The 16,362-nt window shown below is 61.2% G+C and carries 12 protein-coding genes; 9 read left to right on the top strand and 3 right to left on the bottom strand.

Annotated elements, in window-relative coordinates; translation table 11 throughout:
* Positions 1 to 40: 40 nt before the first annotated feature.
* The 8 genes from M0808_RS16650 (at position 41) to M0808_RS16615 (ending at position 6,810) form a co-directional block, all read left to right on the top strand.
* The gene (locus M0808_RS16650) at positions 41 to 1,363 is read left to right on the top strand and encodes an MFS transporter (protein WP_047598395.1); all 1,323 of its coding nucleotides are present in this window, start codon (positions 41 to 43) and stop codon (positions 1,361 to 1,363) included.
* A 159-nt stretch (positions 1,364 to 1,522) separates the two neighbouring features.
* Positions 1,523 to 2,515: an AraD1 family protein gene (araD1, locus tag M0808_RS16645; RefSeq protein WP_247841917.1), complete on the top strand. Its 993-nt coding sequence runs from the start codon at positions 1,523 to 1,525 to the stop codon at positions 2,513 to 2,515.
* A 9-nt stretch (positions 2,516 to 2,524) separates the two neighbouring features.
* Positions 2,525 to 4,105 carry an aldehyde dehydrogenase (NADP(+)) gene (locus tag M0808_RS16640; RefSeq protein ID WP_247841916.1) on the top strand — a complete coding sequence of 527 codons (1,581 nt, stop codon included), beginning with the start codon at positions 2,525 to 2,527 and terminating at the stop codon, positions 4,103 to 4,105.
* A gap of 168 nt (positions 4,106 to 4,273) precedes the next feature.
* A complete protein-coding gene (locus tag M0808_RS16635; RefSeq protein WP_098964272.1) occupies positions 4,274 to 4,576 on the top strand; it encodes a DUF5629 family protein in 303 nt (100 codons plus the stop codon).
* Positions 4,573 to 5,748: a lactonase family protein gene (locus M0808_RS16630; RefSeq protein WP_247841915.1), complete on the top strand. Its 1,176-nt coding sequence runs from the start codon at positions 4,573 to 4,575 to the stop codon at positions 5,746 to 5,748. The genes M0808_RS16635 and M0808_RS16630 overlap by 4 nt, the downstream gene beginning before the upstream one ends.
* A gap of 157 nt (positions 5,749 to 5,905) precedes the next feature.
* Positions 5,906 to 6,085, top strand: a complete 180-nt coding sequence (locus M0808_RS16625) for a hypothetical protein (RefSeq protein WP_247841914.1) — start codon at positions 5,906 to 5,908, stop codon at positions 6,083 to 6,085.
* 261 nt (positions 6,086 to 6,346) lie between these two features.
* A complete protein-coding gene (locus M0808_RS16620; protein ID WP_095136379.1) occupies positions 6,347 to 6,556 on the top strand; it encodes a hypothetical protein in 210 nt (69 codons plus the stop codon).
* The gene (locus M0808_RS16615) at positions 6,553 to 6,810 is read left to right on the top strand and encodes a hypothetical protein (RefSeq protein ID WP_098964270.1); all 258 of its coding nucleotides are present in this window, start codon (positions 6,553 to 6,555) and stop codon (positions 6,808 to 6,810) included. Before M0808_RS16620 ends, M0808_RS16615 begins: the two co-directional genes overlap by 4 nt.
* A gap of 172 nt (positions 6,811 to 6,982) precedes the next feature.
* On the opposite strand, the gene M0808_RS16610 is transcribed toward M0808_RS16615, so the two are convergent.
* The 3 genes from M0808_RS16610 to M0808_RS16600 are packed head-to-tail and all read right to left on the bottom strand — an operon-like array spanning position 6,983 to position 12,446.
* The gene (locus M0808_RS16610; protein ID WP_247841913.1) at positions 6,983 to 7,567 is read right to left on the bottom strand and encodes a glutathione S-transferase; all 585 of its coding nucleotides are present in this window, start codon (positions 7,565 to 7,567) and stop codon (positions 6,983 to 6,985) included.
* Positions 7,564 to 11,205, bottom strand: a complete 3,642-nt coding sequence (locus tag M0808_RS16605) for an AAA family ATPase (RefSeq protein WP_247841912.1) — start codon at positions 11,203 to 11,205, stop codon at positions 7,564 to 7,566. Before M0808_RS16605 ends, M0808_RS16610 begins: the two co-directional genes overlap by 4 nt.
* Positions 11,202 to 12,446, bottom strand: coding sequence for an exonuclease SbcCD subunit D C-terminal domain-containing protein (locus tag M0808_RS16600; RefSeq protein ID WP_247841911.1), 1,245 nt, complete (start codon positions 12,444 to 12,446; stop codon positions 11,202 to 11,204). The genes M0808_RS16605 and M0808_RS16600 overlap by 4 nt, the downstream gene beginning before the upstream one ends.
* 242 nt (positions 12,447 to 12,688) lie before the next feature.
* Between M0808_RS16600 and M0808_RS16595 the strand changes: the two genes are divergently transcribed.
* Entirely contained in the window at positions 12,689 to 16,312 is a 3,624-nt protein-coding gene (locus tag M0808_RS16595) for a hypothetical protein (protein ID WP_247841910.1), read from the top strand.
* Positions 16,313 to 16,362: the final 50 nt, after the last annotated feature.

The following is a 16,362-nucleotide window of genomic DNA, read 5'->3' as shown; positions in this document are numbered from 1 at the left end:
CCCCGAGGTTCTATAAAAACAACAATCGGAGACCGATCCCATGAGCCAGGAACTGCGGCTTGTCCGGCGCATCACGCTGAAACTGATTCCCTTCCTGATCCTGCTGTACCTGATCGCCTATGTGGATCGCTCCGCCGTCGGCTTCGCCAAGCTGCACATGGGCGCCGACATCGGCATCGGTGACGCGGCCTATGGCCTCGGTGCCGGGCTGTTTTTCATTGGCTACTTTCTTCTCGAAATCCCCAGCAACCTGATGCTCGAACGCTTCGGTGCGCGGCGCTGGTTTGCGCGGATCATGATCACCTGGGGCGCAATCACCATCGGCATGGCGTTCGTCCAGGGCCCGCACAGTTTCTACGTGATGCGCTTTCTGCTCGGCGCGGCGGAGGCGGGGTTCTTCCCCGGCGTTCTCTACTACATCACCCAATGGTTCCCGGTGCGCCATCGCGGCAAGATCCTTGGCCTGTTCATCCTCTCTCAACCGATCGCGATGATGATCACCGGCCCGGTATCCGGCGGCTTGCTGGGCATGGACGGCATCCTCGGGCTGCACGGCTGGCAGTGGCTGTTCATCGTCATCGGCACCCCGGCGATCCTCCTGACCTGGCCGGTATTGCGCTGGCTGCCCGACGGCCCGCAGAACGTCAAGTGGATGGATCAGGCCGAGAAAGACTGGCTGACCGGCGAACTGAAAAAAGATCTTCAGGAATACGGCCAGACCCGTCACGGCAACCCGCTGCATGCGCTCAAAGACAAACGCGTGTTGCTGCTGGCACTGTTTTACCTGCCGGTGACCCTGAGTATTTATGGCCTCGGCCTGTGGCTGCCGACGCTGATCAAGCAGTTCGGCGGCAGCGATCTGGTGACCGGTTTCGTCTCGGCGGTGCCGTACATCTTTGGCATCGTCGGTCTGCTGATCGTGCCGCGCAGCTCCGACCGCATGAATGATCGCTACGGCCATCTGGCGGTGCTTTATGTGCTGGGTGCGATCGGTCTGTTCCTGAGTGCATGGCTATCACTGCCGGTGGCGCAACTGGCGGCGCTGTGCCTGGTGGCGTTCGCGCTGTTTTCCTGCACGGCAGTGTTCTGGACCTTGCCCGGGCGGTTCTTTGCCGGTGCGAGTGCGGCGGCGGGGATCGCGCTGATCAACTCGGTGGGCAACCTCGGTGGCTACATCGGCCCGTTCGTGATCGGCGCGCTGAAGGAATACACCGGGAATCTGGCTTCGGGGCTGTATTTCCTCAGCGGGGTGATGGTGTTCGGTTTGATTCTTACCGGAATCGTCTACCGCGTGCTTGAGCGCAAACACGTGCTACCGGTCGAGCAGTTCGCCGCCAGTGCACGCGGTGCTACCCGAACCTGAATCTGCAGAACAACATGGAACCCATGTGGGAGCGGGCTTGCTCGCGAATGCGGTGGGTCAGCCACCATCATTCGTTGAATGAAACACCGCATTCGCGAGCAAGCCCACTCCCACAATGGATCGGCGCCGAACTCAAGACTGGTTTACAGGAGAGGACATATGCATCTGGTTCAATTCGAATTGAATGACGGCGAGCGCCGCGTCGGCGTGGTCGACAACGGGCTGATCCGCGAAGTGCAGGACGCCCGCAGCGTACGCGATCTCGCGCTGGCCGCGATTGAGGCCGGCGGCACTCTGGAGCAGCAAGTACACACCCACGGCCTGGGCATCAGTCATGACTATGCGCAGTTGCTCAAAGACCGGCGCATCCTGCCGCCGCTGGATCACCCGGATCCGGCGCACCTGCTGGTCAGCGGCACCGGCCTCACGCACCTGGGCAGCGCCTCGGCGCGGGACAAGATGCACCAGCAGGCCGGCGACGAAGCGCAAATGACTGACACCATGCGCATCTTCAAATGGGGCGTGGAGGGCGGTAAACCGGCGGCGGGGCAAGCGGGCGTGCAGCCGGAATGGTTCTACAAGGGCGACGGCAGTATCGTCGTGCGTCCGGGCGAGGCGTTCCCGTTGCCACCGTTTGCCGAGGATGCCGGCGAGGAACCGGAAATGGCCGGGCTCTACGTCATCGGCCACGACGGCAAACCGTATCGCCTCGGTTTCGCGGTGGGCAACGAGTTCTCCGACCACGTCATGGAACGCAAGAACTACTTGTACCTGGCCCACTCGAAACTGCGCAGTTGCAGCTACGGCCCGGAACTGCGCACCGGTGAATTGCCGCAGCATCTGGCCGGCAGCAGTCGCATCCTGCGTAACGGCGAAGTGCTGTGGGAAAACGAATTTCTCAGCGGCGAAGCCAACATGTGCCACAGCCTCGCCAACCTTGAATACCACCATTTCAAATACCGCCAGTTCCTGCGTCCCGGCGACGTGCACATCCACTTTTTCGGCACCGCGACCCTGTCGTTCGCCGATGGCATCCGCACCCAACCGGGCGACCGGTTTGAAATCAGTCAGGCCGAATTCGGCGCCCCGCTGGTCAACGGTATCGCCCCGGCAGCAGCGGCTTTTCAACCGGACAGCATCGGCACCCTTTAAGGAGCTCCCATGACTCAGATTCTTGGCCACAGCTACATCGGCGGACAGCGCATCGCAGCAGGCAACGTCAAACTGCAAAGCGTCGACGCGACTACTGGCGAACAGCTGCCGTACGATTTCATTCAAGCGACTGAAGCCGAAGTCGATGCCGCCGCCAAAGCCGCCGCCGCAGCGTACCCGGTCTATCGCAGCCTCAGCGCCGAACGCCGCGCGCAATTTCTCGACGCGATTGCCGATGAACTGGATGCCTTGGGTGATGATTTCGTCGCGCTGGTCTGCCGCGAAACCGCGCTGCCTGCGGGGCGGATTCAGGGCGAGCGCGGGCGCACCAGCGGGCAGATGCGCCTGTTCGCCAAAGTCCTGCGGCGCGGTGATTTCTACGGTGCGCGAATCGATTTGCCATTGCCGGATCGTCAGCCATTGCCGCGTCCAGATCTGCGCCAATACCGCATTGGCCTCGGCCCTGTCGCAGTGTTCGGTGCGAGCAACTTCCCGCTGGCGTTCTCCACGGCCGGTGGCGACACCGCTGCGGCGCTGGCCGCCGGCTGCCCGGTGGTGTTCAAGGCCCACAGCGGCCACATGGCAACCGCTGAACTTGTTGCCGACGCACTGATTCGTGCCGCCGAAAAAACCGCGATGCCGGCAGGCGTGTTCAACATGATTTACGGCGGTGGCGTTGGCGAATGGCTGGTCAAGCATCCGGCGATCCAGGCAGTGGGTTTTACCGGTTCGCTCAAGGGCGGTCGGGCACTCTGCGACATGGCGGCGGCGCGGCCGCAACCGATCCCGGTGTTCGCCGAGATGTCGAGCATCAACCCGGTGATCGTTCTGCCTCAAGCCTTGGCTGAGCGCTCGGAAACCATTGCCCGCGATCTGACCGCTTCAGTGGTGCAGGGCTGCGGCCAGTTCTGCACCAATCCGGGATTGGTCATCGGTATCCGCTCGCCGCAGTTCAGCGCCTTCGTCCAGCAAGTCGCCGGGCTGATTGGCGACCAACCGGCGCAGACCATGCTCAACGCCGGCACCCTCGGCAGCTATGGCAAAGGTCTGCAAAAGTTGCTGGCGCATTCCGGCATCGAGCATCTGGCGGGTAATCCGCAGCAGGGCAGTCAGGCGCAGCCGCAACTGTTCAAGGCAGACGTCAGCCTGTTGATCAACGGCGATGAAGTGCTGCAGGAAGAAGTGTTCGGCCCGACCACGGTGATCGTCGAAGTGGCCGACAAGGCCGAGCTGAGCGCGGCGCTGCATGGGCTGCACGGCCAACTGACGGCGACGATGATCGGCGAACAGGCCGACTTCGAACGCTTCCCGGAACTGACACCTCTGCTCGAACAGAAAGTCGGACGGATCCTGCTCAATGGCTATCCGACGGGTGTGGAAGTGTGTGATTCGATGGTGCATGGCGGACCGTATCCGGCGACATCGGATGCGCGCGGAACGTCGGTGGGGACGCTGGCGATCGACCGGTTCCTGCGCCCGGTGTGCTTCCAGAATTACCCCGACAGCTTGCTGCCGGAACCGCTGAAGAATGGCAATCCGTTGCGCATCCAGCGGCTGGTGGATGGCAAGCCCTCGCGCGACGCGTTGTAAATCGCGCCGCACACCCCCTGTGGGAGCGGGCTTGCTCGCGAAGGCATTCTTTCAGTCAGTGATTGATTGCCTGACACACCGCTTTCGCGAGCAAGCCCGCTCCCACAGGGATCTCCAGCGACAATGAGCTATCATTGGCCCTTTCCCCCCTAAGAAAGACTGTTTGCCATGACTGCCCAAACCCTTCTCAACGCCCTCGAACACTGCGGCATGGTCGAAATCGATGGCTTGCATGCCTTCGAATTCGCCCTCGACGAAGACGACAACCTGCACATCGAATGCATCGATGGCCGCACGGCCAAGCATTGGGAGTTCACCCCGGCGCAGGTTACGGCGGCGACGTTTGATGAAGACCTGCAGAGCTGGCTGATCATTGGCTACGCCAGCGACACCAAGACCACCGGCGAGCACCGTTTGGTCTGCGTCGGCGACGTAGTCAGCAGCAGCGACGACGAGGAAGATGATCAATGAACATGCGTAAATTCTGGCCACTGCTGATGGCCGGCAGCGTCGGTGCGATGGGCCTGTCCAGTGCCAGCGCCGAGACCTATCAATTGCTGGTGGGCTCCTACACCGCTGGCACCAGCCAAGGCATCTATCGAATGAATTTCGATAGCGCCACCGGACAGATCGCTGCCATGCCGCTGCAAGTGGTGAAGAGCGAAAACCCGTCGTGGCTGACCTTGTCCAAAGACCAGAAGCATCTGTTCGTGGTCAACGAAAACGGCCCCGGCCAGAAAGATCCGGTCGGCCGCGTCAGCAGCTACTCGATCGATCCGAAGACCCACACTCTGACCCTGATCAATCAAGTGCAGAGCCTGGGCAACGAGCCGACCCATTCTAGCCTCAGCGGCGATGCCAGCCATCTGTTCGTCAGCAACTATTCGGTGGTGGAAGATCCGGGCGGCACCCTCGCGGTGTTGCCGGTCGGCGCTGATGGCAAGCTCAAACCCGTGGTGCAGATGAGCGCGCACCCGGCGAGCCGGGTCAACCCCGAGCGTCAGGCCTCGAACCACGTGCACTCGACGGTGTCCTCGCCGGACGGTCGCTATGTGTTCTCCAACGACCTCGGGGCGGACAAGGTCTTCATCTACCAGTTCGACCCGAAGGCCAACCCGGACCTGCCGCTGACCCCGGCGAAAACCGCTTCGGTGAGCCTGCCGGCCGGCAGCGGCCCGCGTCATCTGCTGTTCAGTGCCGACGGCAAGCATGCCTGGCTGACCATGGAAATGAGCGCGCAGGTCGCGGTGTTCGACTACCACGACGGCGTGCTGACCCAGACGCAAATGGTCGATCTGGCAGCGGGTCAGCCGACCTCGGACAAAGCCGCCGCCGCGCTGCATGCCTCGGCCGATGGCAAGTTCCTCTACGTCAGCAACCGTGGCACCGCCAATCAACTGCTGGTGTTCAGCATCGATCCGGCGACCGGGCAGCTCAAAGAGCTGCAAAAGCGTTCGGTGGAAGGCGATCACCCGCGTGAGTTCAGCCTCGATCCGAGTGGCAAGTTCCTGCTGATCGCCAATCAGAAGAGCAACGAAATTGTCGTCGTCGAGCGTGACGCCAAGACCGGTCTGCTCGGCAAAACCGTGCAAAAACTGCCGATGGACGCCCCCAGCGACCTGAAGTTTCTCGTGCGACAATAAGCCACAGGCCCCGGTTTACGGGGCCTGTCTCGTTGTATTAATCGCGCTGATATCCGGTAATGCTACAAAGCATTTCAAGCGATCAACCCTCGAGCGTTAAGTTTGCTTCACGGCCCAACCGGGCAAAGCAAGCCAACCGAATACGAGGGTTACCGCCATGAACTTCAATCTCTTCTCGATCATCGCCGCTTCCGCCATCTCTGCCACCGTTGCATTGCCAGCCAGTGCCAACGCTGAAGTTAGCAGCAAAAAATCCCACACCCAGAGCTACACCCAGAAATACCTGCAACAGAGCGCCAACTTCTATGCCGCACTGGATCACAAAGCCCAACACTGAAATGCCCGCTTCGAACAACTCCCTGTAGGAGCTGCCGAAGGCTGCGATCTTTTGATCTTCAACGTCAAAAGATCGCAGCCTTCGGCAGCTCCTACACGTATGCGTGATCGAAAAATCTGCGCTCGATAGGTTTTCTCCAAAGCTGAGATAGACCGGCTAAATAATCAACCAAGCTGATGTTCACTATGGAAAACCCTGAGTGGTTGCTTCGGCTTTTTTGATTGATCCTGACGGCACTGAAACATGCCCACGGAGCACATCATGGCCAGTTCAATCATCACCTCAGCCAAGCGCGGCGCCTACCTGGCCATCGGTCTTTACCTGGCCCTGGTGCTGTTTGTCAGCATCGCCGCGCAAACCCAACACAGCTTCGACGCACCGATCGAAGTCGCGCACCCCGGCATCCAGTTCGAACACCGCGCAGACGTGCTGGTTGATCGTGCTGAACTCGCAGGAGTGGGCGGCGCATGAAAGGCTATAGACTCTGGGTCATCGCCGGGCTGGCACTGATAACCAATGGTGCGGCGTTGCTCGGCTTCGGCCAAGGCTCGGTGGGTGCGCTAGCGCGGGCCATAGAGGCCAATCACAGCATTGCGCACAATATCGAACGGGCCAACTCCCAAGGGTTGCTGGCCGGCAATCCGCCGATCAAGGCTGAGGTCGATTTCCTCGGGCCGTTTGAAGTGGATTGCTCGGCACTCGGTATGTGCGCCGTACTGGCTTAGAGTGAGCGAACCATTGTGGCGAGGGGATTCATCCCCGATGGGCCGCGAAGCGGCCCCAGACCCGGCGAACCGAATTATTCTGATACACCGAGGTGTCTGATTTCAGGGCAGCTTCGCCGCCCATCGGGGATGAATCCCCTCGCCACAAGGAGCTCGGCACCAGGAATTCGGGTTACTTCTTCATGATCGCCGTGAACAGCTCGGATTCGAGCAAGCGCTGCAACCACGCTTGCAACCGCACATAAGGCGTCTGCGCAAACCACTCGCGATCCACATGCGCAAACTGCCGAACGAACGGCAGCAACGCGATATCCGCAAGACACGGATGATCACTCAGCAAATAATCCCGACCTTCAAGCAACCCATCCAGCCTCTGCAGAAATAACGCGCCCTCAGCCCGATAAACCTCCATCGGCTGCTCGGGATAGCGCTCGGCGTATTTGTAGCGATTCAGATGCAGCTTGAATGCCTGATCGTTGGCTTCGATCAACTCGGCAATCCGTGAATCACCGCCGAGCAACCAGTTGTCAGGATCATTCTGTGCCAACGCCCAGCGCATGATCTCCAGGCTCTCATCGATCACCCGACCCGCCGCATCCAGCACCGGTACCGTGCCTTTGGGCGAGATCGCCAGCATCGCGGCCGGTTTGGCCTTGAGGCTGACTTCGACGATCTCCACCGGTACGCCCGAATAACGCAGGGCCATCCGCGCACGCATCGCGTACGGGCAGCGGCGGAATGAATACAACGTGTTCATTTCACCTCCAGTGTGCTCAAGCCGTTGCCTTGGCGTTGCACCTGAATCTGCACCGGAATCCGTTCGTGCATTTCCTGGACGTGGGAAATCACCGCGACCTTGCGCCCCTGCGCCTGCAAGCCGTCGAGGGCATCCATGGCCAGTTGCAGCGATTCCGGATCGAGGCTGCCGAAGCCTTCGTCGATGAACAGCGATTCGATTTTCAGCGTGCTCGAGGCCATCGATGCCAGCCCCAATGCAAGGGCCAGCGACACCAGGAAGGTTTCGCCGCCGGACAGCGAATGCACCGAGCGCAATTCGTCGCCCATCTCGGTATCCATCACCAGCAGGCCGAGCATGCTGCCACCGCGTTTCAAGCGATAGCGTTTGACCAGTTGGCGCAGCTGCACGTTGGCGTGATGTACCAGCAGGTCGAGGTTGTAGGCCTGGGCGATCTTGCGGAAGGTGTCGCCGGTGGCCGAGCCGATCAACGCATTCAGACGCGCCCAGCGCTGGTACTCGGCATAGGCGTCGGCGATCTGCTGCGCGAGTGCCTGATTGGCATTCTGCCGGCGCTGATCTTCAGCTTGTTCGGCGCGCAGTTCGGCGCACTGTTGCTCACTGAGGTTGAACTGGTTCTGCAGCTCGGCGAGGGCGCTGGCGAGTTGCTCGGCATCGAGATTACCGTTGTGCTGCGCCTGATGATCGGCCAGACGCTGATCACGTTCCTGCAGCAGCACCTTGGCCTGTTCGATGGCTTTTTCGTTGTGCTGCAAGCGCTGGCGCAGTTCACTGAGCTGCGTGTCATCGACGCGCAGCAAGTCTTCGAGACCACCGTCATCCAGTTCAGCATGGCGTGCGCGCCAGTCGGCAATCTTCTGTGTCAGTTCGTCGTCTTCGCTTTGCAGCGCCTGCAAGCGTTCTTGCTGAGCCTTGAGTTCGGCGCCAATCTGCACCCGTTGCGTGCGCACGTTCTGCAGTTCCGCAGCGGTGCCGGTTTCGGCGTTGCGCGCCTGATCCACAGCCTGTTCCAGTTGCTGCTGCCAGTGCTCGGCGCTGCTGTGTTCGCCCAGCAGTTGCGCGAGTTTCGCCTGGCAGGCCTGTTGCTGCTCAGCCAGCGCGCTGAATTGCTGCTCGGCGCTTTGCAGTTGCTGTACGCGGCTGAGCTGGCGATCCTGTTCTTTCTCCAGCGTCTGCTGGCGTTGCTGCTGTTCGGCCAGTTCTTCCTTTTGCTGCTCGACTTGCGCCAGGCGCTCGGCAATCTGCCGATCGAGCTGCATGAAAGTCGCCGCCGGCTCGATACGCAAGGCTTCGAGGGTGTCGGCCGGCAGCAGGCTGGCGAACGCAGTCAGTTCCTCGTCGAGACGCTGACGGTCGCTGCTCAGTTCGCGTTGTTGGTTGCTCAGGTGCTGCGCCGCTTGCTGATGCGCGGTTTCGGCATTGCGCAGTTGCTGGGTCAAGCGCGCCGCGTCCTGTTGCAGGGTGAGCAGGGCGCTCTGGCGTTGTTCGTCCTGAGTGATGCTCTGGTTCAACTGATCGTTCTGCCGGGCCAGCCAGGCGTCACGCTTGTCGGCGTCCTGATTCAGCAACTGAGGCGCCAGCGGATGGGCCTCCAGACTCGGCGCTAGTGCCTGTTGCTGGACGGTCAATTGCTCCTGCTGTTGCAACAGCTCTTTCTGCCGGGCGATCACGCCACCGACGTCGGCGCGCAGCTCGGTGAGTTTTTCCTTGAGCTGATCCACCGCTTGCTGCGCGTTGGCCTGTTCGCTTTCATCATGACGGCCGAGGCTTTGCAGCAGTGCTTCCGGATGATGATACGGATGCTCGTTGCTGCCGCAGACCGGGCAGGGCTGGTCGTCCTGCAACTGCGCGCGCAGCTCTTCGACACTGGCGCTGCGGGCCAGACGCTGGCGTTCGAGCAGTTCACGGGTGACGTTGAGGGTTTGTTCGGCGACGGTCAGCTCGGCCTTGGTTTTCACCCCGTCCTGGGTCAGACGTTCACGTTCCTGCTGTGCATCGAGCAGGCGCTGTTGCAGCTCGGCGCCGCGTTTTTCCAGCTCCTGCTGACTGGCCCACAGCCGCGTCAGGTCTTCGATGGCGCGCAGCTGTTTGCGGTTGTCTTGCAACAGATTGCCGAGGATACCGATCTGCTCGGCGACGGCATCCGGCTCGGCGCCGGCCTCTTTGAACAGCACTTCCAGTTGCTGTTTCTGCGTGGCCAACGCGTCGGCGCTGTGCGCGGCGTTCTGTTTGAGGGTCGCCAGTTCGGCCTGGCCCTTGTTCAGGCGATTGCCGATCAGCATCAGCTGTTGCAGGCGATCGCGATAGGCATTCCATGCTTCGCTGAGCGGTGCCAGATCGGCACTTTGTTCCAGTTCGGCGGCGATTTTCTGCAAGCGCTCAGCGACTTCGGCCTGTTTCGTCTGCAACGCTTGAATCGCGCTCTGGCCTTCGGTGCAGGCTTGCTCGGCGGACTGCCGGGCCTCGGCGCTGAGTGCGGTGTCCTTGGCGAGGCGGGCGAGGGTGCTTTGCTCATCGAAGGCCTGACGCAGCAGCGGGGCACTTTCGCTGTGCCGCTGCTGCGCTTCGCTCAGGGCGATTTTCGCCGCATCCAGCGCCTGTTCCAGTTGCGTCTGGCGCTCGTTGAGCTCGCCGTGTTGCTGGGTATGCGCGGCAATCTGTGCCGCCAGCGGCGTCAGCTGCACATCCAGTTCAGTCTTGCGCGCGAACTGGTGACGCTGCGGGGCGAGTTGTTCCAGGCGCGTCAGTTTCAGGCGTTCACCCGCCAGACCTTCCCAATGTTGCTGCGCACTGTGCAGTTGCTCGGCGGCGGCTTGCTGCGCGTCCTGCAACTGGCGCAAATCCTTGAGCCAACTGTGCTGTTGTTCCAGTTGCTTGAGCTGCGCCTGCTGCAACTTCAACTGTTGCTGGGCAGCGTTGAAGCGTTCGTCCAGTTCGGCCCGGGCTTCGGGGGTGAGCGGAGTGACGCCGGTGGCCTGATCCTGCAGCAGCTTGTGCGCTTCGCGGGCCTCTTTGGTCTTGTCGAAGGCGCGGCGGCCAAGGCGGGTGTAGAGCGCGGTGTCGGTGAGTTTTTCCAGCAGTTCGCTGCGGTCGTTGTCGTCGGCCTTGAGGAACGCGCTGAACTCGCTCTGGGCCAGCAGCACGGCGCGGGTGAACTGTTCGAAGTTCAGACCGAGTGCGGCTTCGAGTTGGGTCTTGTACTCGCCTTTCTGACTGGCGAGCAGTTGATCCTGATCGATGTCACGCAGGCTCTGCCGGCTGGCCTGCAACTTGCCGCCAGCCTTTTCCCGGGCACGGTTGGCTTCCCAGCGCGCACGGTAACGGCGGCCATCGACGCCGACGAAATCCACCTCCGCATAACCTTCACCGGTACCACGGCGCAGCAAGGTGCGCGGGTCGCCGGTGGCGATTTCACCGTCGGCGTCCGGCACCTTGGCGTCACGGCCGGTGTTGTTCAGGCGCGGCACGGCGCCGAACAACGCCAGGCACAGGGCGTCGAGCAGGGTACTTTTACCGGCGCCGGTCGGCCCGGTGATCGCGAACAGGCCAGCACTGGCCAGCGGTTCGGCGGTGAAATCAATCTCGAACGGCCCGGCCAGCGAAGCAAGGTTCTTCAAGCGAATGGCGAGAATCTTCATGGCTGCTCGCCCTCCATCTGTACGTCCTGCAGCAGTTCGGCGAAGTCCTTGAGGGTCTGCTCATCGACCTCGTTGCCATAGTTGTCGAGCCAGGCGCGGCTGAACAGCTCCTGCGGAGTGAGTTGATCCAGTTCGACCAGCGCGCTGCCGTCGTCGCTGCCATCGGCGCCACGGTTGCCGGCGTACTCGGCGGCGATCCGCACCAAGCGTACGGCTTTGCCTTGCAGGGCGTTTTCCACCTGATGGCGCAGATCCGGCTGCGGTTCGTCGAGGGTTACGCGCACTTCCAGCCATGGCTGGCGCTGGGTTTCGGCTAGCAGATCAATGTTCGGCAGGTCAGCCAGTTGCAGCAGAATCTCCGCCAGTGGCGCCGGGCCGATGCGTTGCAGGTTGACCGACCTTGGAATCAGTTTTGGTTCGACACTGACCAGGGTTTCGCCGTCGAGGGTGACGTCGAGAATCTGGTGCTGATAACCGATCTCCGAAAACGACAACGGAATCGGCGAGCCGCTGTAGCGAATGCGCTCTTCACCGTTGACCTTCTGCGGCTTGTGCAAATGGCCGAGGGCGACATAGCTGATGCTCGGCCCGAACAGGCTGGCTGGCAGCGCTTCGGCGTTACCGATGATCAGGCTGCGCTCGGAGTCTTCCGAGACCGAGCCGCCAGCCATGTGCGCGTGACTGATGGCGACCAGCGCCTGACCCGGTTGGCGCTTGGCATTGGCGGCTTCGATCAGCCATTCATGCACCTGACCGATACCGTGCAAATAGTTGTCGCCCAGATGCGCACCGGTCACTTCCGCCGGGCGCAGGAACGGCAGCGCCAGGCACCACGCGGCGATCTCGCCTTGGGCATTTGGCAGTGGCAGCAGCAGCCGTTCGGCGTCGAGCTGGCCGTCATCCAGCCACAACACCCGCCCCAGTGCATGGGTGCGCAAGCGGCGCATCAACGGCGCCGGCAGTTCGATGCGCGAGCCGGAATCGTGGTTGCCGGCAATCATCACGATGGTCAGCAACGGTTGCTGCTCGTGAGCGCTGACGATGAAGTCGTAGAGGCGTTCCTGGGCTTTGACCGGCGGATTGACCGTGTCAAAGATGTCACCGGCAATCAGCAGCACATCCGGCTGCGCCAGTTGCAGTTGGCGCAGCAGCCATTCGAGAAAGCACGCATGCTCGAAATCGCGCTCCTGGCCGTGCAGGTTTTGTCCAAGGTGCCAGTCGGAGGTGTGGAACAGACGCAAGGTGGACTCCGCTACAGAAATAGGTGATGGCCGCGGGGGAATGATGGGCGGCTAAAGAGGGGGGAGTTTACTGGCAAACGGGCGGGCTTGCCCAAGGGCTTGAAAGATCAGTAGGTCGTGGCCGATGCCGTCTGTCGCTACTGTCAGATCTGACAGTAGCGGGTCGGCAGCTTCGGGTGATGGGATACCGCAGTCGCCAAGGCGTCGGGCCGGGGCTTTCTGTCACTTGAGGAGTTGCTTGTATGAAAACGCAATCACCATCAGCCTCTACGTCTTCTGATCCAGGCGTGAACGCGCTCAAGCCCATAAGGATCACCAAACTCAAGACTCCCGTGCAGGGCTATGACGGTGGTTTGCCGGTGGCCGCCGTGGAGGGAGGCGTCGATTTTCTGGTCCCTCCCTGGCTGGTCATGGAGGCGGGTGATCTGCTTGAGGTGTTCTGGGGCGACCTGCAGGCGCCGGTCTGGAGTAAAGACATCGAGCCGGAAGATGAAAACGAACTCATCAAAGGGGTTATCGATGAGGGGCATATCCGCAGAGGGGAGGCCTATCCGGTTTTTTATCGAGTGACCCGGCCGTTTCAGGAACCTGAGTCAACACCGCTGCAAAGGTTCTTCGTCAAACTGGATCGCCCCGGCGGCTTCGATGACGACCAGTCAACGCCCGGCAACCAGAACCTGCGCTACCACATTCTCCAAAGCATCATCGACAACGGCGTCGGCCCCGGGGAGGCCGCGGCGGGTGTGCCGATCACGATCCTGCCGTACCCCTTCATGCGTATCAACGACCGTGTCAAAGTGGCGTGGGGCAGCGTAGAGAAAAACGCCCTTGTCGAGCAAAAACATATTGACGACCCTGTGCGTAACCCGCTGATCGTGACCTTCGAAAAGAGACTGATCGAGCAGGCAGGTGATAGCGCCGGGGTGATCGTGGTGCACCAGGTGATCGATGAGTGTGGCAACTATCCGGATCCACGGTCACCGTGGTCGGCGAAAACCCGCATCTTGGTGGATCTGAAAGGAAATCGTCTGGATGCGCCTATCGTGCAGGCGGCCGATCCGGAGACTCACGAAATCGACCTCGACAAACTGAATGATGACGACGTGAAAGTTCTGGTCAATACCCCCGCTGGCACCTTCCAGGAGCAGGATGTCGTCGCATTGACCTGGCGAGGAATCAACGCCGAGGGCGCACCGATCGACCATGGCCCGGTAGAGCTGCCGGTGACACGAGTCGGTGTTGCGCTGATATTCACTGTCCCGAATGACAAGGTACGAGCCATTGCCAAAGGCCGGGCCAGTGTCTCCTACATACTCAAGCGAACGGGTGCGGCCGATCGGCCGTCCAAGACCGTCGGTATTTCGGTGACGGGAGAGACCTTCCGACTGCCGTCTCCTACGGTGGACGAAGCCCCTACCGGTACGCTGAACCCGGACGAACGCTGGGCCACCGTGCGCATTCCATGGTTTGCCGGACGCGCCGCCAGTGACCTGTTGACGCTGATCTGGGAGGCCACGCGTCCCGGCGGCGGCATTGTCTATTACGAAGACCCGCGCCCGGTTGGCGATGTACCGGATGACGAGCCGGTGTTGCGCAATGTCTCGAATGCGGAGATCCAGCGTTTCGACGGCTTGCAGGTCTCGGTGTTCTATACCATCGCCAATGATGATGAGGCGACACTCAACGTGCGCGAGTCGTTGCCGTTCGAGATGCAGGTGGGCGAAGTGCAACCGCTGTTCGTGACGCCGCGCGTTGAAGAGGCGGTGCCTGGCACGTCGTTGATCGATCCGGAAGCCGTCCCGCCGCTGGGCTGTAAATTGATTGTGCCGTATCTGCAGACACTGCCCGAAGACCTGGTGAGTTATCGCTGGCGCGGTACGGGCGGTAACGGCAGCACCAGTGGCTCACTGCGTCTTACAGCGCAAACTGCGGGTAAGGAAGTGCCGTTCACGGTGCCTAAACAGTTTGTGACCAACAACCTCAATCGCCGGATTGTCATCGACTATTTCATCGTGCGTGACGGCAAGACCCTGGGTTACTCCTTTCCACTGACCTTGCGGGTCGGCAATGCCCTGCTGGATTTCGATCCGCCCTCAATTGATGGCGCGCGCGGCGACCAGATCGATGCGAGCGCGGTGCCAGCGGTAGGTGCAACCGTACGTCTGGCTGCGGCGTATGGCTTGAGGGTGGGCGATAGCGGCGAGATCCGCTGGATCGGCGTTGCCGGCGGCGGTACCGCCATCGTGCCGTTTCGCGTGGAGAGCGGAGAAGCGGGGCGCGACAAACTGATCAGCGTGCCGCAGTCGGTGGTGTTGGCCAATGTCGGGCGGGAGATCTCGTTGGATTGCACCGTGGTGCGCCAAGCCGGTGGTCGCCAGTACTCGCGGGTGGCGGTTTATGACGTGCGTGCAACGCTGGGGACGGGACGCTTGCTGGTGATGGGCGCGCGCTCGCGGGGTAATTACCAGATTTATGGCGGCGGGACTGCGTGGTTGACCGCGCTGGATGCAACCACCCGGCAGCCGATCAGGGCCTGGTGGCGTTATAACGGCGAGGAGGGCGAGGTCAGTGGCACGACGTTCCGTGACACTCGGCCGGATCGGCTGCTGCATGTGCGGATCAGTGATGATCAGGTGACGATCAATCCGCAGAACCTGTGCGGGAACGGTAATTTTGTAGCCAGCCAAGAAGAAAATAGCGCCGCCTTTGCGGCACGTACCGAACGTGGAGCGCTGGTGGCATGGGGTAAGCCAGCCCGTGGTGGGGATCTGGGGGATTCGTTACCGGCCATTTCTGATGCTATATCGCTGAGTGCTTGCGGTTATGCCTTTGCGGCACGACAGGCCTCTGGTGCGGTATTGGCTTGGGGGCTGAGGGGAATGGGGGGAGATGTGTCGGAACCTATCAGTCTTTTGCGGGATATCGTAGCCGTAAGTGGCAACGGTTATGTGTTCTGTGCGCTGCGTCGCGATGGGAGCTTGGTGGCGTGGGGACGAACTGATTTTGGGGCAACACTTCCACAACCGATACCTGCGCTGAGGGATGTCGTCAAAGTGATTGGCAACCTCTACGCCTTTGCTGCGCTACGGGCCAATGGTTCGGTAGTGGCTTGGGGGCACCAAACCCATGGAGGTAATTTGCCTACGGCTATCGGGGCATTGGATGACATCGTTGATTTAGTCGCTACCAGCTACGCTTTTGCAGCCCTGCGTGCCAATGGTGCTGTAGTGGCATGGGGAGACTACGGTTACGGGGGATCCGTGCCTGGCAAGATCAAACTGCTTACAGACATTGTGGAACTGAGCGGGGCCGAAGCAGCCTTTGCCGCACGACGCAGCAATGGAAGCGTTGTTGCTTGGGGGTACCCTTCAGCTGGCGCAAGCGTTCCTGCGCCGATCGCCTTATTGACAGACATCCGCACGGTAACGGGTAACAAAGGATCATTCGTCGCACTGCTCAGCAGCGGGCGTGTCGTGGGATGGGGAAAACAGGCAATTCCAACACCGGTTGCATTACTGATTGACGTCGTACAGGTGGTATGCACAGGAGTTGCTTTTGCCGCATTGCGGGCCAACGGCACCGTTGTAGCCTGGGGGACTGCTGATCGAGGTGGGGAAATCCCGGATGCCATTGCGGCCAGGTTGATCAACGTCCGCGCCATTTATGGCAACACCCATGCCTTCGCCGCGCTGACCTCCAGCGGCGAAGTCGTGACCTGGGGCCGTGGCCCGGCCGGCGGTAACAGCGATGCCGTCGCCGATCAGCTCAACGGCAAAATCTTCTACGAAGCCACAGCGTTGTCCCGTGGTTTGGGGATGCGTGAGACGCGACTGCTTGAAGCGGCAGCAAGTGAACAAACCTCATAACACCGTCAACGCCTGAAAGATCGCAGCCTGCGGCAGCGCCTACACGGACT

Origin of the sequence: Pseudomonas sp. MWU12-3103b (genome assembly GCF_023100615.1) — a bacterium.
GTDB classification, from domain to species: domain Bacteria; phylum Pseudomonadota; class Gammaproteobacteria; order Pseudomonadales; family Pseudomonadaceae; genus Aquipseudomonas; species Aquipseudomonas putida_A.
The sequence above is the reverse complement of the archived record's forward strand: the minus strand, read 5'-3'. Positions and strand labels throughout refer to the sequence as shown.

What these genes read in the sequence shown, in the direction of transcription:
- M0808_RS16650 (WP_047598395.1), top strand. Translation starts at nt 41, where the DNA reads ATGAGCCAGGAACTGCGGCTTGTCCGGCGCATCACGCTGAAACTGATT.
- M0808_RS16595 (WP_247841910.1), top strand. Translation starts at nt 12,689, where the DNA reads ATGAAAACGCAATCACCATCAGCCTCTACGTCTTCTGATCCAGGCGTG.
- M0808_RS16615 (WP_098964270.1), top strand. Translation starts at nt 6,553, where the DNA reads ATGAAAGGCTATAGACTCTGGGTCATCGCCGGGCTGGCACTGATAACC.
- M0808_RS16630 (WP_247841915.1), top strand. Translation starts at nt 4,573, where the DNA reads ATGAACATGCGTAAATTCTGGCCACTGCTGATGGCCGGCAGCGTCGGT.
- araD1 (WP_247841917.1), top strand. Translation starts at nt 1,523, where the DNA reads ATGCATCTGGTTCAATTCGAATTGAATGACGGCGAGCGCCGCGTCGGC.
- M0808_RS16610 (WP_247841913.1), bottom strand. Translation starts at nt 7,567, where the DNA reads ATGAACACGTTGTATTCATTCCGCCGCTGCCCGTACGCGATGCGTGCG.
- M0808_RS16605 (WP_247841912.1), bottom strand. Translation starts at nt 11,205, where the DNA reads ATGAAGATTCTCGCCATTCGCTTGAAGAACCTTGCTTCGCTGGCCGGG.
- M0808_RS16625 (WP_247841914.1), top strand. Translation starts at nt 5,906, where the DNA reads ATGAACTTCAATCTCTTCTCGATCATCGCCGCTTCCGCCATCTCTGCC.
- M0808_RS16635 (WP_098964272.1), top strand. Translation starts at nt 4,274, where the DNA reads ATGACTGCCCAAACCCTTCTCAACGCCCTCGAACACTGCGGCATGGTC.
- M0808_RS16640 (WP_247841916.1), top strand. Translation starts at nt 2,525, where the DNA reads ATGACTCAGATTCTTGGCCACAGCTACATCGGCGGACAGCGCATCGCA.
- M0808_RS16620 (WP_095136379.1), top strand. Translation starts at nt 6,347, where the DNA reads ATGGCCAGTTCAATCATCACCTCAGCCAAGCGCGGCGCCTACCTGGCC.